Source organism: Hymenobacter segetis (genome assembly GCF_054776495.1).
Window position 1 is genome coordinate 476,423 of record NZ_BAAHBV010000003.1, and the last position, 20,078, is coordinate 496,500.

At 61.9% G+C, this 20,078-nt stretch carries 17 protein-coding genes; 12 read left to right on the top strand and 5 right to left on the bottom strand.

Annotation, left to right across the window (positions count from 1 at the left end; all coding sequences use genetic code 11):
- Positions 1-2 precede the first annotated feature (2 nt).
- From ACYU70_RS19005 to ACYU70_RS19015, 3 genes are read left to right on the top strand one after another with little or no spacing between them, the layout of a single operon-like run.
- Positions 3-1,349, top strand: coding sequence for a sugar porter family MFS transporter (locus ACYU70_RS19005; protein ID WP_342296785.1), 1,347 nt, complete (start codon positions 3-5; stop codon positions 1,347-1,349).
- Between the two features lie 54 nt (positions 1,350-1,403).
- On the top strand, positions 1,404-2,297 hold the full coding sequence (locus ACYU70_RS19010; RefSeq protein ID WP_342296787.1) for a carbohydrate kinase family protein: 894 nt from the start codon (positions 1,404-1,406) through the stop codon (positions 2,295-2,297).
- Positions 2,298-2,322: 25 nt separating this feature from the next.
- Positions 2,323-3,858 (top strand): glycoside hydrolase family 32 protein, encoded by a 1,536-nt coding sequence (locus ACYU70_RS19015; protein ID WP_342296788.1) that lies wholly within the window; start codon positions 2,323-2,325, stop codon positions 3,856-3,858.
- 285 nt (positions 3,859-4,143) lie between these two features.
- Here ACYU70_RS19015 and ACYU70_RS19020 read toward each other — a convergent pair whose 3' ends face one another.
- Together ACYU70_RS19020 and ACYU70_RS19025 are read right to left on the bottom strand one after the other, a co-directional pair.
- Complete coding sequence (locus tag ACYU70_RS19020; RefSeq protein ID WP_342296789.1) at positions 4,144-4,473, bottom strand: hypothetical protein; 330 nt, start codon at positions 4,471-4,473, stop codon at positions 4,144-4,146.
- An 18-nt stretch (positions 4,474-4,491) separates the two neighbouring features.
- The gene (locus ACYU70_RS19025) at positions 4,492-5,430 is read right to left on the bottom strand and encodes a J domain-containing protein (RefSeq protein WP_342296790.1); all 939 of its coding nucleotides are present in this window, start codon (positions 5,428-5,430) and stop codon (positions 4,492-4,494) included.
- A 368-nt stretch (positions 5,431-5,798) separates the two neighbouring features.
- Between ACYU70_RS19025 and ACYU70_RS19030 the strand changes: the two genes are divergently transcribed.
- Complete coding sequence (locus ACYU70_RS19030) at positions 5,799-6,302, top strand: DUF6799 domain-containing protein (RefSeq protein WP_342296792.1); 504 nt, start codon at positions 5,799-5,801, stop codon at positions 6,300-6,302.
- Between the two features lie 114 nt (positions 6,303-6,416).
- Positions 6,417-7,781 (top strand): lysophospholipid acyltransferase family protein, encoded by a 1,365-nt coding sequence (locus tag ACYU70_RS19035; RefSeq protein WP_342296794.1) that lies wholly within the window; start codon positions 6,417-6,419, stop codon positions 7,779-7,781.
- Between the two features lies 1 nt (position 7,782).
- Here the strand turns inward: ACYU70_RS19035 and chrA are convergent, their stop codons facing one another.
- On the bottom strand, positions 7,783-9,096 hold the full coding sequence (chrA, locus tag ACYU70_RS19040) for a chromate efflux transporter (protein ID WP_342296795.1): 1,314 nt from the start codon (positions 9,094-9,096) through the stop codon (positions 7,783-7,785).
- 136 nt (positions 9,097-9,232) lie between these two features.
- Positions 9,233-10,207, bottom strand: a complete 975-nt coding sequence (locus ACYU70_RS19045) for an isopenicillin N synthase family dioxygenase (protein WP_342296797.1) — start codon at positions 10,205-10,207, stop codon at positions 9,233-9,235.
- Positions 10,208-10,359: 152 nt separating this feature from the next.
- On the opposite strand from ACYU70_RS19045, the gene ACYU70_RS19050 reads away from it, so the two are divergent.
- The 6 genes from ACYU70_RS19050 (at position 10,360) to ACYU70_RS19075 (ending at position 18,820) form a co-directional block, all read left to right on the top strand.
- Positions 10,360-11,208, top strand: a complete 849-nt coding sequence (locus ACYU70_RS19050) for a hypothetical protein (RefSeq protein ID WP_342296799.1) — start codon at positions 10,360-10,362, stop codon at positions 11,206-11,208.
- A gap of 111 nt (positions 11,209-11,319) precedes the next feature.
- Positions 11,320-12,600: an AAA family ATPase gene (locus ACYU70_RS19055; RefSeq protein WP_342296801.1), complete on the top strand. Its 1,281-nt coding sequence runs from the start codon at positions 11,320-11,322 to the stop codon at positions 12,598-12,600.
- A gap of 358 nt (positions 12,601-12,958) precedes the next feature.
- Entirely contained in the window at positions 12,959-13,540 is a 582-nt protein-coding gene (locus ACYU70_RS19060) for a helix-turn-helix domain-containing protein (protein ID WP_342296803.1), read from the top strand.
- Between the two features lie 63 nt (positions 13,541-13,603).
- The gene (locus tag ACYU70_RS19065) at positions 13,604-14,812 is read left to right on the top strand and encodes an ice-binding family protein (protein ID WP_342296805.1); all 1,209 of its coding nucleotides are present in this window, start codon (positions 13,604-13,606) and stop codon (positions 14,810-14,812) included.
- Positions 14,813-14,955: 143 nt separating this feature from the next.
- Complete coding sequence (locus tag ACYU70_RS19070) at positions 14,956-15,996, top strand: 5-methylcytosine restriction system specificity protein McrC (protein ID WP_342296806.1); 1,041 nt, start codon at positions 14,956-14,958, stop codon at positions 15,994-15,996.
- Positions 15,997-16,246: 250 nt separating this feature from the next.
- Positions 16,247-18,820 (top strand): GEVED domain-containing protein, encoded by a 2,574-nt coding sequence (locus ACYU70_RS19075; RefSeq protein ID WP_342296808.1) that lies wholly within the window; start codon positions 16,247-16,249, stop codon positions 18,818-18,820.
- A 243-nt stretch (positions 18,821-19,063) separates the two neighbouring features.
- Here the strand turns inward: ACYU70_RS19075 and ACYU70_RS19080 are convergent, their stop codons facing one another.
- Positions 19,064-19,300, bottom strand: coding sequence for a hypothetical protein (locus tag ACYU70_RS19080; RefSeq protein ID WP_342296810.1), 237 nt, complete (start codon positions 19,298-19,300; stop codon positions 19,064-19,066).
- 136 nt (positions 19,301-19,436) lie between these two features.
- Between ACYU70_RS19080 and ACYU70_RS19085 the strand changes: the two genes are divergently transcribed.
- Entirely contained in the window at positions 19,437-20,045 is a 609-nt protein-coding gene (locus ACYU70_RS19085; RefSeq protein WP_198069360.1) for an RNA polymerase sigma factor, read from the top strand.
- Positions 20,046-20,078 lie beyond the last annotated feature (33 nt).

The following is a 20,078-nucleotide window of genomic DNA, read 5'->3' on the forward strand; positions in this document are numbered from 1 at the left end:
GCATGGTTTCACCTTTTCATCAATCCATTGTGAAAAATAACGTCTTCTTCTGGTCCATCGTGGTGGCGCTGGGCGGCTTCCTGTTCGGCTTCGATACGGCCGTGATTTCCGGAGCCGAAAAGGCCATCCAGCAAGTGTGGAACCTCACGGCCTGGGAGCACGGCTTCACCATTTCCATCGCCCTCATTGGCACGGTGATAGGCGCCATCTTCGGCGGTATTCCGAGCGACGCGCTGGGCCGCCGCCGCACCCTCACCTGGATTGCGGTGCTGTACCTGGTGTCGGCGGTGGGCGCGGCGCTGTCGCCGGCCTGGGTGCCGTTTATGATTTTCCGCTTTTTGGGCGGGCTGGGGGTTGGCGCGTCGTCGGTTACGGCGCCGCTGTACATCTCCGAAGTGTCGCCGCCCGAGTCGCGGGGCCGCATGGTGGGCATGTTCCAGTTCAACGTCGTATTCGGTATTCTCATGGCGTACCTGTCTAACTATCTCCTGAAAGACATCGGGCCCGACGCCTGGCGCTGGATGCTGGGCGTGCAGGCCGTGCCGAGCATCGCCTTCTTCCTGCTGCTGTTCCGCATCCCCGAAAGCCCGCGCTGGCTGCTCCGCCAGCACCGCGTGGAGGACGCCCGCGCCGTGTTCGAGCGCATCGACCCCGCCACAGCCAACGAGAACGTGCAAACCATTCTGGTGGCCAACGCCGCCGAGGCCGGCCCTGGCGAGTCGCTGTGGGCGCCGCAGTACCGGCGGCCGGTGCTGCTGGCGGTGCTGTTTGCCATGTTCAACCAGCTGGCCGGCATCAACGCCATCATTTACTACGCGCCGCGCATTTTCGAGATGACGGGGCTGGGCCAGGGCACGGCGCTGCTGTCGTCGGCCGGCATTGGGCTGGTTAATTTCTGCTTCACGCTACTGGGCGTCAATATCATCGACCGGTTTGGGCGGCGCAAGCTCATGCTGGTGGGCTCGGTGGGGCTTATTGCCACGCTGGGGCTGGTGGCGCGTGCGTTCTACCTGCAGGAGTTTGGCGGCATGCTGGTGCCGGTGCTGCTGTTTGTGTACATCGGCTTCTTTGCCTTTTCGCAGGGCGCGGTTATCTGGGTGTTTATCAGCGAGATATTCCCCAGCGCGGTGCGGGCCAAAGGGCAGGCGCTGGGCTCCAGCACGCACTGGGTGATGGCAGCGGCCATTGCCTTCACATTTCCCTGGTTTGCCGAGCACCTGGGCGGCGGCAACACGTTTGCCTTCTTCTGCGCCATGATGGTGCTGCAATTGCTGTACGTCTGGAAAATGATGCCGGAAACCAAAGGCACCACCCTCGAAGCCGCTGATAAGGCACTGGTGCTGCATTGATTTCCCATGCAATTCGCTTGTCCTGACCACAAATAACTGACTACTGCTATGGCTATGTTTCCTTCTGTTGCCTGCTTCGGCGAAATCCTCTGGGACATCCTGCCCTCCGGCAAGCAGCCGGGCGGCGCGCCCTTCAACGTGGCCGTGCACCTGCACCAGCTGGGGCTTCCCGTGCGCTTCATCAGCCGCGTGGGCGACGATGAGCTAGGTACTGAGCTGCTCGATTTCGTGGAATCAAAAGGCGTGGCCACCGACCTTATCCAGCGCGGCAAAACCCACCTTACCGGCATCGTTAAAGCCAACGTGGACGACGCCAACGAGGTGACCTACAAGATTGTGCAGCCCGTGGCCTGGGACTACATTCACTTCGACGCCGCTCTGGAAACCGCCGTGGCCGGTGCCGATGCTTTCGTCTTCGGCAGCCTAGCGGCCCGGCAGGCCAGTACCCGCGAAACGCTCTACCGCTTGCTCGAAAGCGCAAAGTTCCGGGTGTTTGATGTGAACATGCGCCCGCCGCACTACCACCGCGAGGGGGTAAAATACCTGCTCAAAAAAGCCAATCTGGTGAAAATGAACCACCACGAGCTGGCCGAAATCATCGAATGGTTTGGGGTGGCCAGCGCGCCGGCCACAGCCATTCCCTGGCTGGCCCAGCGCTTCAACCTGGATGCGGTGTGCGTAACCTGCGGGGCCGATGGGGCCCTGCTCTGGACCAACAACCAGCTCTACCGGGCGGGCGGAGTATCGGTGCAGGTGCAGGATACCATTGGCAGCGGCGATGCCTTCTTGGCGGCTCTGCTCAAGGGCTGGGTTACGGGGCAAGCCCCGCAGCAGGCCCTAGACTTTGCCTGCGCGGCCGGGGCGCTGGTGGCCACCCACCAGGGCGCCACGCCGGCCTTTGAAGAAGCCGATATCCGAGCGTTGATGAGCGCACCGGTCACGCAGTAGTTCAACCCACCAACTTTTACCGTCCATGAAACGCCTTCTCCTTTCCGTGCTTTGCAGCGTGAGTTTGCTTGCCCATGCCCAGCAGGCCCCCGTGCCGCCCGCCACCCCCCAGTACCGCCCCGGCTACCATTTCAGCCCGGCCGCGCACTGGATGAACGACCCCAACGGCATGGTGTATTATGAGGGCACATATCACCTCTTTTACCAGTATTATCCCGATGCTTCGGTGTGGGGGCCCATGCACTGGGGCCACGCCACCAGCACCGATTTAGTCAGCTGGAAGGAGTTGCCCATCGCCCTGTTTCCCGACAGCCTTGGCTATATTTTTAGCGGCAGCGCCGTGGTCGATGCCAAAAACACCTCTGGCTTCGGCAAGGATGGTAAGACGCCGCTGGTAGCTATTTTCACCCACCACGACCCCAAGGGCGAGAAGGCCGGCACCCACACCTTCCAGAACCAAAGCCTGGCTTACAGCCTCGACGCCGGTAAAACCTGGACCAAGTACGCCGGCAATCCCATGCTAAAAAACCCCGGCATTCACGATTTCCGGGACCCGAAGGTGAGCTGGAGCGAGGTGGCAAAGAAGTGGATAATGACCCTGGCCACCAAGGACCGCATCACCTTTTTCTCTTCACCCAACCTGAAAGACTGGACCAAGGAAAGTGAGTTTGGCGAGAAGCTGGGCGCGCATGGCGGCGTATGGGAATGCCCCGACCTGTTCCCGCTCACGCTCAATGGCAAAACCCACTGGGTGCTCATCGTCAATCTGAACCCCGGTGGTCCCAACGGCGGCTCGGGAACGCAGTATTTCGTGGGCAGCTTCGACGGCCACAAATTCACCCCGCTGAATGACAAGACCAAGTGGGCCGACTACGGCCCGGACAACTACGCGGGCGTAACGTGGGCCAACACCGGCGCCCGCAAGATTTTTCTGGGCTGGATGAGCAACTGGGAGTACGCCAACCAAGTGCCCACTTCGCCTTGGCGCAACGCCACCACCATCCCCCGCGAGCTGGGCCTGCGCCAGGTCGGGTCGGAAATCTACCTCACCTCGCAGCCGGTGAAAGAGCTGGCCAAGCTGTCCCCCCGGCCGGCGGTGGTGCTGCGAAACCTCAAAGCCTCTACCAGCGCGGTTAATCTGACCAACCGCCTGCAGTTTACGGGCGATAAGTTCTCCCTAGACCTGAGCACCGCGCAGCTACGCGATTTTGCGCTGGTGCTGAGTAATACGGCGGGCGAGGAATTGCGCATCGGCTACGACGCAAAGGCCCGGCAGTACTTCGTTGACCGCCGCAAGGCGGGCCCGTCGGGGTTCAGCACCAAATTTGCCGGGCGACACACCACCCCGCGCCTGGCCACGCTCCCCGCCGCCGACCTCACCCTATTCTTCGATGCTACTTCCGTAGAGCTGTTTGCCGATGGCGGCCTGAGCACGGGCACGGAGCTATTCTTTCCCAGCAAGCCGTTCACGGCCATTCGGCTGGAAGCCCCCGAGGGAATGACCATGCAGCGCCTGGCGTATAGCCAGCTAGCCAGCCCTTTGTTGAAACAGGCTGATTGATTGCTCCTTTCCCTGAACGGCTCCCTACTGCCCAATATTGGGGGAGTAGGCCTCTGCAGGGCCCGACGATTGGACAAAACCCGTCTACGAATCAACGTTTGCGAAATGCCCCGAAGGGATGAGTTTCGTAAACGTCAAACAAGAGCCGCCGGTCGTGCCCTGAGCGGAGAATAAAAACCATTCCAATCCCCAAAGCATCCGCTAAGCACCCTTTTGTTTAGCCACTTACCAGTAGCAACTGCGCCACTGCTGCCCGTTGTATTTTCCTACTGAAACAGGCTGCTCTCAGCTCTCAATATTCAGCACCTCCCCGCCGCCCAACAGGAAATTCTCCAGCTGCCGCGCCCGCGCCGTTTCACGGGCCAGGCTGGCTTGCAGGCGCACCAGCCGCTGGCGCATGGCCAGGATGATATCCAGCGCTTCCGGGGATAGGCCCAACTCATGGTGCAGGCGGGCGAGGCGGGGCAGGTCGTCAGGCTCGTCCACGATGACGGTTTCGGGGGCGGGGGCGGCGCGGAGCAGGCCGGCTTGCAGGAAGTCGCGCAGGTCAGCCGGGGCTAGGCCGTAGCGCACCGAGCATTCCTGGAAGGTGAGGGTGATGAAGGTCGTTTCCATGCTGAACAAGAGGATGGGTTAGGCTTCGGTAGGGCGCAGGGCTGCCAGCTGCTGAATCAGTTCTTTTTCCTGGTCGGTGAGGTGCTGGGGCAAGGTCAGGTTCAGGCGCAGGTAGAGGTCGCCGAACTGGCCCTCCTTTTTATACACCGGGAAGCCCTTGCCGCGCAGCCGCAGGCGGGTACCGTTGGCCGTTTCGGGTTTGAGCTTGATTTTGACGGAGCCACTGAGGGTTTCCACGGTTTGCTCGCCGCCCAGCAGGGCCTTGTAGATGCTTACGGGCACGTCCTGCGTGAGGTCGTCGCCGGTGCGGGCATAGCGAGCATCGGGCCGGATGCGGAAGGTGATGAGCAACGCGCCGTTGGGGCCGCCGTTGCGGCCGGGGCCGCCCTGGTCGCGCAGGCGGATGGTCTGGCCGTCGGCCACGCCGGGCGCGATGGTCAGGCGCAGGTTTTTGCCGTTGACGGTGATGGTGCGGGGGCCGCCGTGGTAGGCTTCCTCCAGGCTCATTTCCAACTCGGCCTGGTAGTCGGGGCCGGCGCCGGGGCGGGTGCCGCCGGGCCGCCGCCCGCCGCCGCCCATGTTGCCGAAGAGCGAGCCGAAGAAATCCGAGAAGTCTTCGCCCTCGCCAAAGGGGTTGCCGCCGCCCCCGCCGCCTTGGGTGTACTGGCTCCAGTCGAAGCCGCCGCCGGGCTGGCCGCCGCGGCCCGCGCCACCGCCGGGCTGCTGCTGGTAGCGCTGCCAGTCGGCCCCGAACTGGTCATACTTCTTCCGCTTCTCGGGGTCGCTGAGGACTTCGTTGGCCTCATTGATTTCCTTGAATTTCTGCTCTGCACCCTTGTCGTTGGGGTTCACGTCGGGGTGGTGCTGGCGGGCCAGCTTGCGGTATGCCTTCTTGATTTGCTCGGGCGTGGCATTTTTATCCACGCCCAGCGCCTTGTAATAGTCTTTGTAGTCCACGGGATGGGGGAAATGCGATGGAGTTATTCGGCGGTCAGGGGCGGCCGGCCGCCCTGCAAATTCAGCATTAATGCCCAATTTCTGCTGCGGGCAATTTTGCGGGGAGCATTACGCTACGAGCCGCCCGTTCTCGTATAGTGATTCCGGGCGATGCAGAAACGGAGACGCTTGATTTTCGGCACCAAAGTTGGATACCCTACTGAACGCAAGCGGTGCCAGAATGTTGACTTTTCGTCCCCATTAATCACAAATCCTATTTTGCACTCCTCTCTAACATAACACAACTGTTATGTTCTGAAAAAGGCTTATATTTGCCTACTGGAAGCATTTATTGTTGCGCTTTTCCTTATTCTATTTTTAAATTTTCCATGAAAATCAAAAACTCCCTCCTCGGTGCTTTTGCGTTGGCTTTGCTGAATATGGCCGTGGCGCAGGCCCAGACGGCGCGGCCGGGCCGCGTGCAGCCCAAGCCGCGCGTAGCCGCCGCTACTACCGAAGGGATTAAGGACGGTATCTCGATGCAGAAGGGCCGGGTGGTGCTCACCGAACTCGGCATCAGCAACCCGCTCACGGCCGATAAAAAGCTGATTAACGGCACCACCATCACCCCGGCCGGCGTGGTGACGGCCTCCGACGGCACCACCACCCAAATCACCGAGGGTGACTACGTGTCGCTCACCGGCCGCGTGACCAGCCGCAAGGCCATTGCTGATGCCGACAGCATTGCCAAAGTCATGGTTTTCGACGCCAAATACCCCGGTAAGCGCAAGAAAATGGAGGAAGCCGCTGCCAAAAAAGCCAAAGAGAAAGAAAAGCGCGACGAAGAAAAGGCCAAGGCGAAAGCCAAGGCCGAAAAGAAAAAGAAGAAGTAGCCCGCCGCTCATCGCAGCAGCAGCAAGCGCCGCCAAGCCCCTGGGTTTGGCGGCGCTTGGCGTTTGGGGGCGGCGCGGGCCTATCTTTCGGGGCCACACGCCGTATTCCCGCCCATGCTCTTTTATACTGTGATGAAACCGCTGGTGCAGGTAGCGCTGCGGGTCTTTTTCCGCCGCATCGAGGTGCGGCACCCCGAACGCCTGCACCTACCCGGCCCGCTCCTGCTGGCCGGCAACCATCCCAACACCCTCATGGACCCGCTGCTGGCGGCCGTGAACCGCCGCCAGCCCATCGCCTTCCTGGCCAAAAGCACGTTTTTCGTCAACCCCATTCTGCGGGCCATCATGGAATCGGGCAACTCCATTCCCATCTACCGGGCGCAGGACGCGGGCCAGGGCGGGCCAGTTACACCCGAGCAGCGGGCGGCGCAGAATGAGGCTACGTTTGGCCGCTGCTACGATTATTTGGGTAAGGGCGGCACCATCATGATTTTCCCGGAGGGCACCAGCGTGAGCGAGCGCCGCCTGCGCCCCCTCAAAACCGGCGCGGCCCGCATCGCGCTGGGGGCCGAGGCCCGGCACCACTTCAAGCTGGGCCTAAAGGTGGTGCCGGTGGCTACCAATTATTTCGACCCCAGCAAATTTCGGTCGGATGTGCTGCTAAACGTGGCCCCGCCCATCATCGTGGCCGACTACGCCACCGCCTACGCCCAGGACCCCGACCTGGCCGCCGACCAACTCACCGAGGCCATTCGGGTGGCGCTGGAACGCCGCCTGGTCATCACCCGCGACGCGGCCGAGGACACCTTTGTGCAGCAGATTGAGCGCACGTTCGGCAACCACCTCAACCCCGACGACGACCCCGACACGCTCTACGACAACTTCCAACTGAGCCGTACCCTGCTGCAAGCACTGCCCTGGGCCGAGCAGCACTTTCCCGAGCGTCTTACCGCTGCCCGCACCCAGTTTGCAACCTACCTGGCCGACCTGCGCCGCTACGGTATTACCGACGAAGCGCTTGATAGCCAGCGACGCGGCTCCGTGGTGGGCCTGCTCAACCTGGTGTTTGGCGCGCCGGTGTGGCTTTATGGGGTGATTAATAACTATTTGCCCTACATTCTGCCCTCGGCCGTGGCCAAGCGCGCCACCAAGGATGTGGAGTTTGTAGCGCCCATCATGCTGGTAATGGGTATGATAACCTTCCCGCTGGCCTATGCGCTGCAAGCAGCGGCCGTGCAGCACTACCTCACCCACGACTGGCGCCTGACGGCCCTCTACGTGCTCAGTCTGCCCCTCACCGGCTTCTACGCCCTTAGCTATTGGAACACGCTGGAAGCCCGCCTGCGGCGGCTGCGCGCCGCCCGGCTGTTCCGCCGCACTCCAGACGTGGGGGCAGAACTGCTACGGCAACGCGCTACCCTATTGGTCGAGCTGGAGGATGCCCGGATGGCTTATTTAACCGCGAAATCGGAGGTTTGAGTTAAGCCCCCATCAGCGCCCCCGCCAGCAGGGCCACGGCAATGATGACCACGCTCGGCACCTTTTCCCAGAGCAGCAGCAGGAAGGTGAGGCCCACCAGCAGCGGGTTCAGGGGAAGCGAGTCGATGGGGCCGAGGTGGAACGGCAAATCCAGCAAGCGGTAAGGCAGCGGGTGATAGAGCAGGAACGTGGCCGCGCACACCAGCCCCGCGCTCACCGCGTTGATGCCTTCCAGCGAGGCCTGCACCACCCGGTACTGCCGCAGCCGGTCCCAGAAGCGAATCACGAAGAAGATGAGGAAAGTGCCCGGCAGAAAGATACCCGCCGTGCCCACCGCCGCGCCCAGCACCTGCATGCCGGTGCCGCCCTCCGGCCGCATCGCCAGCGCCCCGATGTAGGCCGCAAAGGAAAAATTAGGCCCCGGCATGGCCTGCACCAGTCCCAGCCCCGACAGAAATTCTGGCCCCGTGAGGTACTTCTTGAACTCCACGAACTCGGCGTAGAGTAGCGGGGCCAGCACCTGTCCGCCCCCAAACACCAGCGAGCCGTTGCGATAAAAATTCTCGAACAGCCGCACCGGCAGCCAGCGCGTGTAGTGCCCCAGCACCGCCGCCCCCACCAGGATGCCAAACCAGAGGAAAAAATTGGCCCATTCTACGCGCAGGGGCTTTTTCTCCTGCACGATGGCGTGCTTGCGATAGCGCACCGTGGTCACGGCCCCGCCGGCCAGCAGCAGCAGCGGCAGCATCCAGGGCAGCTGGAAAAAGTAGGCCATCATGGCGGCGGCCACCATCAGGGCCACGGCCGTTTTGGTGTGAATAACCTTCTCCGCAATCTTATAGGCCGAAAACGCCACAAACCCCACCGCCACCGGCTGCACAAACTGCACCAGCGCCGTCACCCGGGCCGGGTCGAGGTGGCTAAGGGTAAGGCCAGCCAGCGTCATCAGCGTCACCGCCGGCAGCATCCACACCAGCAACGTGAGGTAGGCCAGATTAGGCCCCCCCAGCCGGAACCCAATCACGGTAATGGTCTGGGTCGAAGTCGGCCCCGGCAGCAGCGCGCACAGCGCCTGCAATTCCAGCAGTTCGGCCGTGCTGATGTAGCGCCGCTTATCTACCAGCAGCCGGAAAAACATGGCCATGTGCGCTTGCGGCCCGCCAAAGGCTGTGAGGGCCAGTACGGCCACATCCTTCAAAAAAATAATGCCCCGCACCCGCCGCGTGCGCTTGCCCGAGCGCCGCGGGGGCGGCGTGAGCGAAACGGGGGCGGCGGGGTGCGGGGCAGGATTCGGAACGGAGGCCGGAACGGTCATACTAGGACAAAAAAGAACGTCATGCTGAGCTTGTCGAAGCATCTCTACCGCTTCGTTGCTCCGATTGGATTACTTGCGTGGTAGAGATGCTTCGGCTACGCTCAGCATGACGTGCTGATGGCGGTTTTACCCAACCTTACTTCTTCTTCAAGCCCAGCTCAATCAGGCGCTCGTTCAGGAACTCGCCGGCCGTGATGTCGGCCTCCTTCTTGGGGTTGTCGGGCGTGATGCAGTGCTCCAGAGCCGCTAGGCTCATTTCCGAGCGCGGGTGCATGAAGAACGGGATGCTGAAGCGCGAGGTGTTCATTTTCTCACGGGCGGGGTTCACCACGCGGTGGATGGTGCTTTTCAGCACGCCGTTGGTGAGGCGCTGGAGCATGTCGCCCACGTTCACCACAATCTGGTCGGGCAGGGCCGTGATGGGAATCCACTTGCCGTCGCGGCGCTTCACTTGCAGGCCGTCGGCGCTGGCGCCCATCAGCAGGGTGATGAGGTTGATGTCGCCGTGTTCGGCGGCGCGCACGGCATCGGCGGGCACCGCATCCGGGTCTTCGATGGGGAAATAGTGAATGGGGCGCAGGATGCTGTTGCCATTTTTCACCTTGTCGTCGAAATAATTCTCGGGCAGGTGCAGGTACAGCGCGATGGCGCGCAGCACGTCCTTCCCTGCCGACTCCAAGGTGCGGTAGGTGGTCAGGGCCGTGTCTTTAAAGGTGCTGAGCTCCTCGGGCCAGATGTTGTCGGGGTATTCGCTCTTGATGGGGTCCTCGTCCTGAACTTCCTGGCCGACGTGGTAAAACTCCTTCAAGTCGCCGGTATTGCGGCCCTTGGCGTGCTCCTTGCCTTTGCTGATGTAGCCGCGCTGGCCGGCCAGCTCGGGCTTCTCGTAGCGCTGCTTGGCCTCGTCGGGCAGCCGGAAGAAGGCCTGCACGTCGGCGTATAGCTGCCGCGTTTGCTCGTCGTTGAGGCCGTGGTTTTTCAGGGCTACAAAGCCAATGTTTTGGTAAGCCTCGCCGAGCTGCTGCACGAAACGGGCTTTGCGCTCGGGGTCGCCGGAACGGAAATCGGCGAGGTCGAGCGAGGGAATATGGTCAAGAAGTTGGTCTTGCATAATAAAATTGAGTTTACTTTGGGGCCGCGTAGGCCTGTTGGTGGGCAACGGCGCAAGTTAAGCAAAACCCGGCACCGGTCCTTCACCGTAAGCGACTTCGTTTATGGTTCCTATCAAATAAACCACTACCTCTTTTTTTAAAGTTCGATTCTATGAAACGCCCCCTCTGGCTGCTGTGCAGCACTACCGTTACGCTGGCATTGCTGGCTAGCTGCGAAACGAGCAAGCCCGCCACCGACGTAAGCGCCAATGCCGGCGGCAACAGCCCCAGCGCCACCCGTGCCGGCGGCAGCGGCGAAAGCATGGAATCAAACGGTATCCGCCTCACGCCCTTCGGCGATTCGCCCAAATTCCCCGAAGCCCAGATGCAGCTGCGCGCTCCCATCGCCGGCTCTACCGTACCCAGCGGCGAAGTAGCGTTCGACTACCAAATCAGCAACTTCCTGCTCACCAAAATGAGCGGCGGCCCCCACATGGCCGAAATGGCCAACTCGATGAAAGGCCAGCACATCCACAACATCGTGGACAACGAGCCCTATACGGCCCACTACGAAACCAAATTCAGCAAACCGATTCCTGACGGCCAGCACGTGGTGCTGTCCTTCCTGTCGCGCTCCTACCACGAGAGCCTGAAGCACCGCGGCGCCTACGACCTGCGCATCATCAACGTGGGCAACACCCCGGCTCCCGCCACGCCAATCATCGACACCAAGGCTCCGAACCTGTTCTACAGCCGTCCCAAAGACACGTATTCGGGCGCTGATGCTAAGCGCATCATGCTCGATTTCTATCTGGTGAACACCACGCTGGAGCCCGGCGGAAACCGCGTCCGCGCCACCATCAACGGCACCGAGTTCATGCTCGACCGTTGGATGCCTTACATGATGGAAGGCCTGCCCGCCGGCGAAAACACCGTGAAACTGGAACTGGTAGACGCCAGCGGCACCATGATTCCCGGCCCGTACAACTCGGTAACCCGCAAGTTTACGGTAGCGCCCTAGTCTCGGAGGCGTTATTTCTTCGTTACGATTTCATCTTCAAAAGTCTCTCGGCCCGGCCGGGGGACTTTTTTGGTTAAAGCCGTTTGTTATCCCGGTTCTACCTTGCTTGCTATGCCCGTTGCCCCTGCCGAATCCACTCCGCTGCTCACCCGCGAGCAGGTGCTGCGCGCCCTGCGCCAGATAGCGCGCGAAGGCCGCCCACTGCCGCCCAGCACCGTGTATGAGCTGGTGTACCGGGGCCGGCGCTACCCACCCCGCGCCGTGGCCGAGCTGGCCTACCGCCTGGCCACCGGCAATCCCGCCGCCCGTTGGCCCCGCCCCGCCGGCGCGCCCACCAACGCCCTGCTCGAAAGCCTGGACTTCACCATCAGCACGAAGCGGCCGGTGCTCACGTCCGGCTCCGGCCCCGATGGCGAGGAAGTAGCTCACCAGCAAGCCGAGGACTTGTACACCGGCCTGGCCAAAAACGCTGATGCCCTGCCCGCCCACGTCGCCGAGCCGGGCACTGCCTACGCCGCGCCGGCTTATACCCGCGCCGATGCATTGGCCGAGCTATTTATTAATGAAGCTGACCTAGATGCGGCTTTGGCTGGCCTGACGCGCCGGCGCAACCTGCTGCTGCAAGGCCCGCCCGGCACGGGCAAAACCTTTCTGGCGCGCCGCCTGGCCTGGCTCCTGCTGGGCGCGCAGGACGAAAGCCGCATCGAGCTGGTGCAGTTCCACCCCAGCTACGGCTACGAGGATTTTATGCTGGGCTTCCGGCCCGATGCCAAGGGCCGGTTCCACCTGGTGCCCGGCGTGCTGCCGCTGCTCTGCCAGCGCGCCGCCGCCGACCCCAGCCGGCCCTATTTCCTGCTGATTGACGAGGTGAACCGAGGCAACGTGCCCCGCATTTTCGGCGAGTTGCTGCTGTTGCTCGAGGCCGACAAGCGCGGCCCGGCCCACGCCCTGCGCCTGCCCTACGCCCCACCCGACGCCCCCAAATTCTTCGTCCCGGACAACCTCTACGTCATCGGCACGCTCAACCTGGCCGACCGTTCGCTCAGCCCGCTGGACTATGCGTTGCGCCGCCGTTTCGCCTTCGTGGCGCTGGGGCCGCAGTTTGGCGCGCCGCTCCGGCAGCAGCTGGCGGCCCGCCAGATATCTACCGACCTTATCGAACGGCTCTATACCCACATGGCCGCCCTCAACCAAACCATTGCCGACGACCCCGAGCTGGGGCCGGATTTTGAAATCGGCCACAGCTACTTCTGCCAACCGCCAGCCCGGCCAGAGCAGGCTTCGGAATGGCTGCGCCTGATTTTCGAGCAGGAAATCGGCCCGCTGCTGGCCGATTACTGGCGCGAGCAGCCCGCCACGGCCGCCGCCCAGCTGCGAAAGCTGCTGGTGTAGCGCCGAATCAGATGGAGCGGCAAGCAGGTATTTCCAGGCTTCATGGATAAAATACAAGTTGCATTATCGGCAGACAGCTTGCCTCAACTTACGCTAGACATTATATTTTTGGGAATAAGCTAGACATCAAGCCGCATAACTAGCTCAAAATGCATCACAACCTGATAGCAGCTTACCCAATTTGGGAATGGCTCAACCTTGGATTAAAGGCATGCGTTTGCAAAGTATATTCAAGCCATCAAGGCATTATATTAGAATAGTCATAGGATTCTGATACGATTCTGATACGGTTGCCCTCGGGCAATGGTAGGTAGCCGATGAACTCATCTTTAACCTACCGGCAAGCATTTGCCGCCCCATGTTAAGCAACGCAATAACTGCCACGGCCGCCCATCGGACTACTGTAGCGCCCCCGGAAACGACCACTGCCCCCACTGCCCAGCACCGCTACCTGCCTTCGGCGCAACCAGGCCAGCACCCACCGGCTAAGCTCAGCAAAGCCCAACTAGTGGCCCGCATCAAAGACACGATTGCGGAGTTGGTACACCGGGAAGAACCGCTCAAAATCAAAAACTCGCTATACCTCAGCCAGCAGCTTGACCAGGAGTACGCCTACCTGGCCCGGATTTTTTCGGCTGCGACGGGCAGCACCATCGAGCGCTACATCATCGCGCAGAAAATCGGCTGGGTGAAAGAGCTGCTTTTGGAAGAAGAACTCAGCATTAGCCAAATTGCTTATCGATTGAATTACAGCAATGTTGGGCATTTGTGTAATCAGTTCAAGAAGGTGACCGGAGTCACGCCCAGTTTCTTCCAGCAGCTCATGCGCCAGCGGGCCATTTCACTGAGCTATTTGAGCCAAGAGGTGGAAAATGATGTAATTATTTTCTGTAATCCCGTAATAATCAACTTAGTCCGACACTCGAATTTTGCACCGTGAAAACAATTTCACTCGCAATCTTCCCGTTGTATGTCAGTACGTTTATCCGGATTTCTATTACCCTTGCTATGCTGTTTTTTCGCGCAGGCCAGCCAGGGCCAAGCCCTAGCTCCTCCTTTGGGCACGGCGACGGGCTTCGCCTTGTTCACGGCCGCCGGAGCCTTCAATAACTCGGGGCCAACCGTGGTACAGGGCAATATCGGTACGCAGGTTGGGGCTTTCTCCGGGTTTCCGCAAGGCACCGTTACCGGTAGCATCAACGTTGCCAATACCTACGCCGGCCAAGTGGCTACCGATGTGGCCACGGCCTACACCTACCTCACCACCTCCGTGCCCTGCGGCACCACCGCCATCTCGACACTGGGCGGCAGCCCCGCCCAAACCCTGCTACCCGGCGTGTACTGCCTGGGCGGTGCCCAAACCCTAACCGACCAGCTGATTTTGGACGGAGGCGGCAAAGCCAATGCCGTGTTCATCTTTAAGCTGGGTGGGGCGCTAACCACGGCCGATTTATCCACCATCACGCTCATCAACGGCGCTAATGCCGACAATGTGTACTGGCAAATAGGTGGCCGGGTCGACCTAGGGGCTAACTCCGTTTTTAGAGGCACGATAGTAGCCGACGGGGCCATCAACCTGATATCCGGAGCCGCGCTGCTGGGCCGGGGCTTATCCATTGCCGGGGCCATCAGCCTGGATACCAACATTGTGACTGGCCCGCTGGTGGAAGCACCCCTGCCCGTTACGCTGGTCACGTTTTCGGCTACCAAGCAAGGCCGCGCCGTGTTGCTGCAATGGTCTACGGCCAGCGAAAGCCACACCCAGGACTTCACGCCCGAGCGCAGCACCACAGGCACCACCGGCTGGGAACCCGTTGGCACGCTGCCGGCGGCGGGCAGCAGCAGCACCCTGCGCCAATACCGCATGGCCGACAACGGCGAGCGCCACCAGGCCTGCTACTACCGCCTGCGCAGCACCGATACCGACGGCACCTTTTCCTTCAGCCCGGTGCGGTTTGTGGCTTTCGACGACACCGCAGCCCCGCTGGCGGCCTTCCCCAACCCCGCCGCCAATTTTGTAGTGGTAACGGGGGCCGCCCCCGGCAGTACCCTCACGCTGGTGAACATGGCCGGCAAAATCTGGCAGCAACCTTCAGCCACTGAAAACGGGGTGAATTATCTGGAAGTCAGAAATATTCTACCCGGTACGTACCTGCTTAAGGCTGTTTCTGCAACTGGTGAAGTTACCAGCACCAAGCTGGTGAAGGAGTAGCGTCATTGGCCGGCCAGGCCACCTGATTCAGGCATAGAAAGGTCACCCAAAGGCCCGGAGTCAGAAATTTTCCATCAGTGGAAGATTTCTGACTCCGGGCCTTTGCGATATCGGGCCGGAAGCGCACCCGTAACTTTCCCCTATTGATACCGCTCCCGACCCTCTACTACTTCCTCTGCTACGCCTGGAACCGGCTGCCTGAACCCGCCGTGCTGCTGGCCAGCGAGGCCACGCCCTTCGAGCGGCCGCTGGGGCTACTGGCGCAGGTGCTGCTGCACGCCACCCGCCGCCTGCTACGCACCGGCCTGCCGCGCACCTTCGAAACCCAGCAGGCCGAACTTACCAGTCTGCGTGGCCGCGTGGAACTGGCTCCCACGCTGGGCCGGGGCCTGCTGGGCCAGGGCCGCGCCATCTGCACCTTCGATGAGTTGAGCACCGCCTCGCCCCTGCACCGCCTCATCGCCCAAACGCTGGGCGTGCTGGGCCGGGCGGCGGCTTTGCCTCCAGCATTGCGGCGCGAGTTGCACCAAATCGGCCAGCGGTTTCCGGCGGGGCTGAATGATACTACGCTACCGCCGCCGACTGCCGCCACGTTTCGGGAGCTACGGCGGCAGCGGCCGGATAGCCAAGCGGCGTTTCTGATGCACATCTGCGAGTTGGTGTGGCTCACGGCCCTGCCCGAACCTACTGCTACCGGCCGCAAGCGCTTCACCGATTTCCGGCGCGACGAGGTACTGATGGCGCGCATCTTCGAGCAGTTCACCCGCAATTTTTTCCGGCGCGAGCAGCGCCGCTACCGCGTATTTGCCGAAACCATTGCCTGGCAGGCCGAAGCCCCATTGCCCGCCCACCTCGACCTGCTGCCCACCATGCTCACCGATACCACGCTGGAGGCGCCCGACCGCAAAATCATCCTCGACACCAAATATTATGCTGCCGCCCTGCGCCCGCGCTACGACCGGCAGCGCCTCATCGCCCCGCACCTCTACCAGCTCTACGCCTACCTCCAAAACCAGCGCCCCGCCCCCGGCCAAGCCCTGGAAGGCATTTTGCTCTACCCGGCCGCCACGCAGGACGTGGACGTGCGCTACACGCTGGGCGGCCATCCGGTGCGCGTCGTCACTCTCAATCTGCACCAGCCCTGGCCCGGCATTGCCGCCGATTTGCTGGCGTTGGTAGTATGATGCGTGCCAAAGCGGTTGACCACAGCCTAAACGATTCAGAGCAAACAAATTGCTGCTTAAAAAAGCAGAGTGTTACCCTGTTGCGATATTCACTGAACCGGACAAACCCCCAAGGCTCATTCCGCTTCGATTAAGCACTTATTGCCCTTAGCTAACTGCAACTCCGCAACTGTTAATTAACCATTGAGGCAGAGCCATTTGGCTTTTGCTTTTTTTATGCCCATTTTTCCCAAAACCAATCCCGTTTTCTATGAAAAAACCATTTACTCATCTTTTCATGCTGCTGGCGCTGACTGTTGGCGCGGCCTCCTCGGCCCGGGCCCAGACGACCTACAGCCTGGTGCCGCTGACGGCGGCCAGCTTCACGGCCGACATCGTGGCCAACGGTGCGGCGGCCAGCCCGCCCACCGCCTCCACCACGGCCGATGTGGACGGGGCCGGCTACTACCTGATTTCGCAGGACTACTACACGGCTACTACATCTCATACCTCGGGCATTCCCAACAACGGGGCTATTTCGAACACCATTGTCGGACCGGCGGCCCTGACTTACCAGCTGGCTTCGCTGAGCGCCAACAACGCGCTCCGGCTGGCCGGTGCCACCAGCGGAACCCTCACGTTTGCTACGCCCATAACGGCCTCCGATGTTTATGTGCTAGGGATTAGCGGTTCGGGCGTTTCGACGGTGGACGTGACCGTGAACTACGCCGATGGCACGACCACCGCATTTACGGGCCAAACCTACCCCGACTGGTTTACGGTGGATGCTACTCGCAACGTGTTCGGCACCTCGGGGCGGGCCAGCGTGACGACGCCCGTTTCGGCTACGGCAGCGTCTAACACTGCGCCCTTCCTTACCCAACTAAGGCTAACGGTGCCAACGGCCAGCCTCAACAAGAACATTACCAGCATCACGTTTGGCAAAACCTCTATCGGGGGCGTGCTCGACCTGCTGGCCGTGAGCGTGGGCTCGACCCCGCTCTGCAACGCCGTGCCTACCGGCCTGACGACGGTGGCCAGCACCACGGCCGCCGGCGGCACGGCCCTGACCACGGCCTGCTCCGGCACCAGCATCTACTTGTCGGTGAGCGGGGTGCCGGCCAACGCGGGCTATACCTACCAGTGGCAGTCGAGCACCACCAGCGCTACCACCGGTTTCGCTAACATCAGCGGCGCTACCGGTGCCACCTACACCGCCACCGGCCAGACGGCGGCTACTTACTACCGGGTGCTGGTGGGCTGCCAGTTTGCCACCGGCAGCACGCCCACACCCTCGACGGCGGTGCAGGTGACGCAGTCGCCCGTTACGGCCTGCTACTGCACGCCCACCTACAGCAACGGCGGGAGCGGCGACATAGTGGCCCGGGTGCAGTTGGGCACGCTCGACAACAACACGACCGCCGCCGGCAACGTGGCACCGTACTACCACGACTACGCCGGCCAGCAGACTGGCACCGCACCCACGCTGCAAATTCCGACCCTGGTACCGGGCAGCACCGCGACGGCAACGCTAACGTTCGGCACGGACGGCACCCAAAACAGTGCTATCTGGGTCGATTTCAACCAGAACGGTACGTTTGAAGCATCGGAGTTTTTCGTAGGTGCCCGGGCCGGTGCCAGCGGCACAACCCCCATAGCCATAGCGGTGCCGGCCACGGCCACGGTGGGCACTACCAAGCTGCGCGTGCGGGGCGGCGACGACGCCGCCCTGACCAGCGGGCAGGCCTGCGGAGCCAGCGGCTCCAGCTACGGCGAAGCGGAGGATTACCTGGTGAGCATCTCGGCGGCGACCTGCACGCCCTCAACAGCCACCTTCAGCTACGGCAGCACCAGCAGCTATTGCGTAAGCGGCACCACCAACCCGACCGTGGTGCTGGCCGCAGGGGCCACGGCAGGCACTTTCAGCTCCACCACCGGCCTGGCCATCAGTGCCACCACCGGCGCAATTACGCTCAGCAGCAGCACACCGGGCACCTACACGGTGACGAATACCGTGGCCGGCACGGCGACGGCCTGCGCCTCAACGGCCACTGCTTCGGTAACGGTCACGGCACCTCTCACGGCGGGTTTCAGCTACGGTGCCGCACCGGGCCCGGGCGCTGCCTGCGCCGGAGGCTCGGGCACGTTTACGCCCGCGCTGGCTGCCGGAGCTACCCGGGGCACGTTTACTTCCACGGCGGGCCTGGCCCTGAACGCGACGACAGGCGTCATCAGCCTGACGGGCTCGACGGCCGGCACTTACACCATCACCAACGCGGTGGCGGCCAGTGGCGGATGCGCGGCGGCCACCAGCACGGCCACCTTTACGGTGAATGCCCTGCCGCCGAGCCCCACCCTGACCGTGAGCGGCACCCCGGCCACGGGCATCACCCTAACTTCCTCGGCCGCCACGGGCAACCAGTTTTCGCTCAATGGCACGGCCATCACCGGCGCCACGGGCCAGACTTATCTCGTCAATTCAGGCACCCGCAACGGCTCGTACACCGTGACGGTTACCAACGCGGCGGGCTGCTCGGCCACCTCGGCGGCCCAGAGCGTGACCGTGACGGCCACCGCGCCCGCACAGGCCGCCACCGGCATCACCGCATCGCCCAACCCCACTGCCGACGGCTACCTGCTGCTGGAGCTGACCGGCTTCCGCGAACCGGTGGCCCTGACGGTAGTAAACATGCTGGGCCAGCGCGTGTACGAAGGCCACGTATCGGGCACCTCCCCGAAGCAACAACAGGCCCTGGACCTGCACCGGCTGCCTACTGGCGTGTACCTGCTGCACGCCCGCACGGCCAGCGGCCTCGCCCAGACCCTGCGCTTTGCGCGCGAATAGCCCCTCGCACAGCCGCGTCCCGAGCGGCCGGGTAAAATTAAAAAAGGCCTGCCGATAATTCGGCAGGCCTTTTTTATTGCTTGCGGCAATCAGTTCCGGCACCAGCCCGCTGCCGATTTGCTGCGGCTGGTGGAATAATGACAGGCGGGCACAAAAAAACAGCCCGGACTTTCCAAAAGGAAAATCCGGGCTGTTGGCGTCGAATGACGAAGATTTGCGCTGGCCACGCGGGCCAGCAGCAAACTACTTCTTCACTTCGGTCGTAGTCGTGGTGGTAGCAGCAGGAGCAGCAGCGGGAGCAACCGAGTCAGCAGCGGGAGCAGCCATAGCGGTGGTGTCGGTGCTGGTGGTGGTGGTGGTCTCCGTGCCGGTAGCAGGGGTCTCAACGGTGGTGGTTTCTTCGGTCTTCTTTTCGCCGCACGAAGTCAGACCAGCGGTGAGGGCGAGGCCCAGGGCAGCAGCTTTAAACAGATTTTTCATCTTTGGGGGTAATTTTGGAAACGGTTAACTTTTAAACCGCCCTTTATCCCCGCTTTTCGGAAAGGTAACCCGCCCCGGAAAAAAATTATTTCGGCGGGTTACTTGTAGCCTTCGCCAGTATTAACTCCCAAAGTGAATGAGCAGGGGCAATCCAACTTCCTCTTCTTTGACTCCTACCGACGACGCGCTGATTGCCGCCATTCGCGGCGGCGATGAGCGGGCCCTGGCCCACCTCTACCGGCTGCACTGGCCCATGGTGTCGCACTTCGTGCTGCAAAACAGTGGCACCGAAGACGATGCCCAGGACGTGTACCAGGAAGGCGTGATGGTGTTTTATGAAAAAGTACGCGACGGCTCCCTCGAGCTCAGCTGCCAGATTAAAACATACCTATACGCCGTGTGTCGCCGCCTGTGGCTCAAGCGCCTGACCAGCAAAAGCCGCTTCGGTGTGCGCTTGCTGGACGACGAGGAGCACGGCCCGTACCTGAACACGGGAGCCGAAGAAGACCTGCTGGCCGCTGAGGAACAGGACCGCCGTTTCGCCACCATGAGCGAGGCCCTGAACCACCTCGGCGAACCGTGCCGCTCGCTTTTGGAAGGCTTTTACCTGCTCGATAAGTCGATGCAGGACCTCACGGCAGAATTCGGCTACACCAACGCCGACAATGCCAAAAACCAGAAATACAAGTGCCTGGTGCGCTTGAAAAAATTATTCTTCGCCCATTATAAAGAAGAGCCTATCTGATATCGTTAGCCGTCGGCAATAGTCGGCGGAACC

What these genes read in the sequence shown, in the direction of transcription:
- ACYU70_RS19075 (WP_342296808.1), top strand. Translation starts at nt 16,247, where the DNA reads ATGAAAAAACCATTTACTCATCTTTTCATGCTGCTGGCGCTGACTGTT.
- ACYU70_RS19005 (WP_342296785.1), top strand. Translation starts at nt 3, where the DNA reads ATGGTTTCACCTTTTCATCAATCCATTGTGAAAAATAACGTCTTCTTC.
- ACYU70_RS19020 (WP_342296789.1), bottom strand. Translation starts at nt 4,473, where the DNA reads ATGGAAACGACCTTCATCACCCTCACCTTCCAGGAATGCTCGGTGCGC.
- chrA (WP_342296795.1), bottom strand. Translation starts at nt 9,096, where the DNA reads ATGACCGTTCCGGCCTCCGTTCCGAATCCTGCCCCGCACCCCGCCGCC.
- ACYU70_RS19010 (WP_342296787.1), top strand. Translation starts at nt 1,404, where the DNA reads ATGTTTCCTTCTGTTGCCTGCTTCGGCGAAATCCTCTGGGACATCCTG.
- ACYU70_RS19015 (WP_342296788.1), top strand. Translation starts at nt 2,323, where the DNA reads ATGAAACGCCTTCTCCTTTCCGTGCTTTGCAGCGTGAGTTTGCTTGCC.
- ACYU70_RS19050 (WP_342296799.1), top strand. Translation starts at nt 10,360, where the DNA reads ATGAAACGCCCCCTCTGGCTGCTGTGCAGCACTACCGTTACGCTGGCA.
- ACYU70_RS19030 (WP_342296792.1), top strand. Translation starts at nt 5,799, where the DNA reads ATGAAAATCAAAAACTCCCTCCTCGGTGCTTTTGCGTTGGCTTTGCTG.
- ACYU70_RS19035 (WP_342296794.1), top strand. Translation starts at nt 6,417, where the DNA reads ATGCTCTTTTATACTGTGATGAAACCGCTGGTGCAGGTAGCGCTGCGG.
- ACYU70_RS19060 (WP_342296803.1), top strand. Translation starts at nt 12,959, where the DNA reads ATGTTAAGCAACGCAATAACTGCCACGGCCGCCCATCGGACTACTGTA.
- ACYU70_RS19080 (WP_342296810.1), bottom strand. Translation starts at nt 19,300, where the DNA reads ATGAAAAATCTGTTTAAAGCTGCTGCCCTGGGCCTCGCCCTCACCGCT.
- ACYU70_RS19055 (WP_342296801.1), top strand. Translation starts at nt 11,320, where the DNA reads ATGCCCGTTGCCCCTGCCGAATCCACTCCGCTGCTCACCCGCGAGCAG.
- ACYU70_RS19045 (WP_342296797.1), bottom strand. Translation starts at nt 10,207, where the DNA reads ATGCAAGACCAACTTCTTGACCATATTCCCTCGCTCGACCTCGCCGAT.
- ACYU70_RS19085 (WP_198069360.1), top strand. Translation starts at nt 19,437, where the DNA reads ATGAGCAGGGGCAATCCAACTTCCTCTTCTTTGACTCCTACCGACGAC.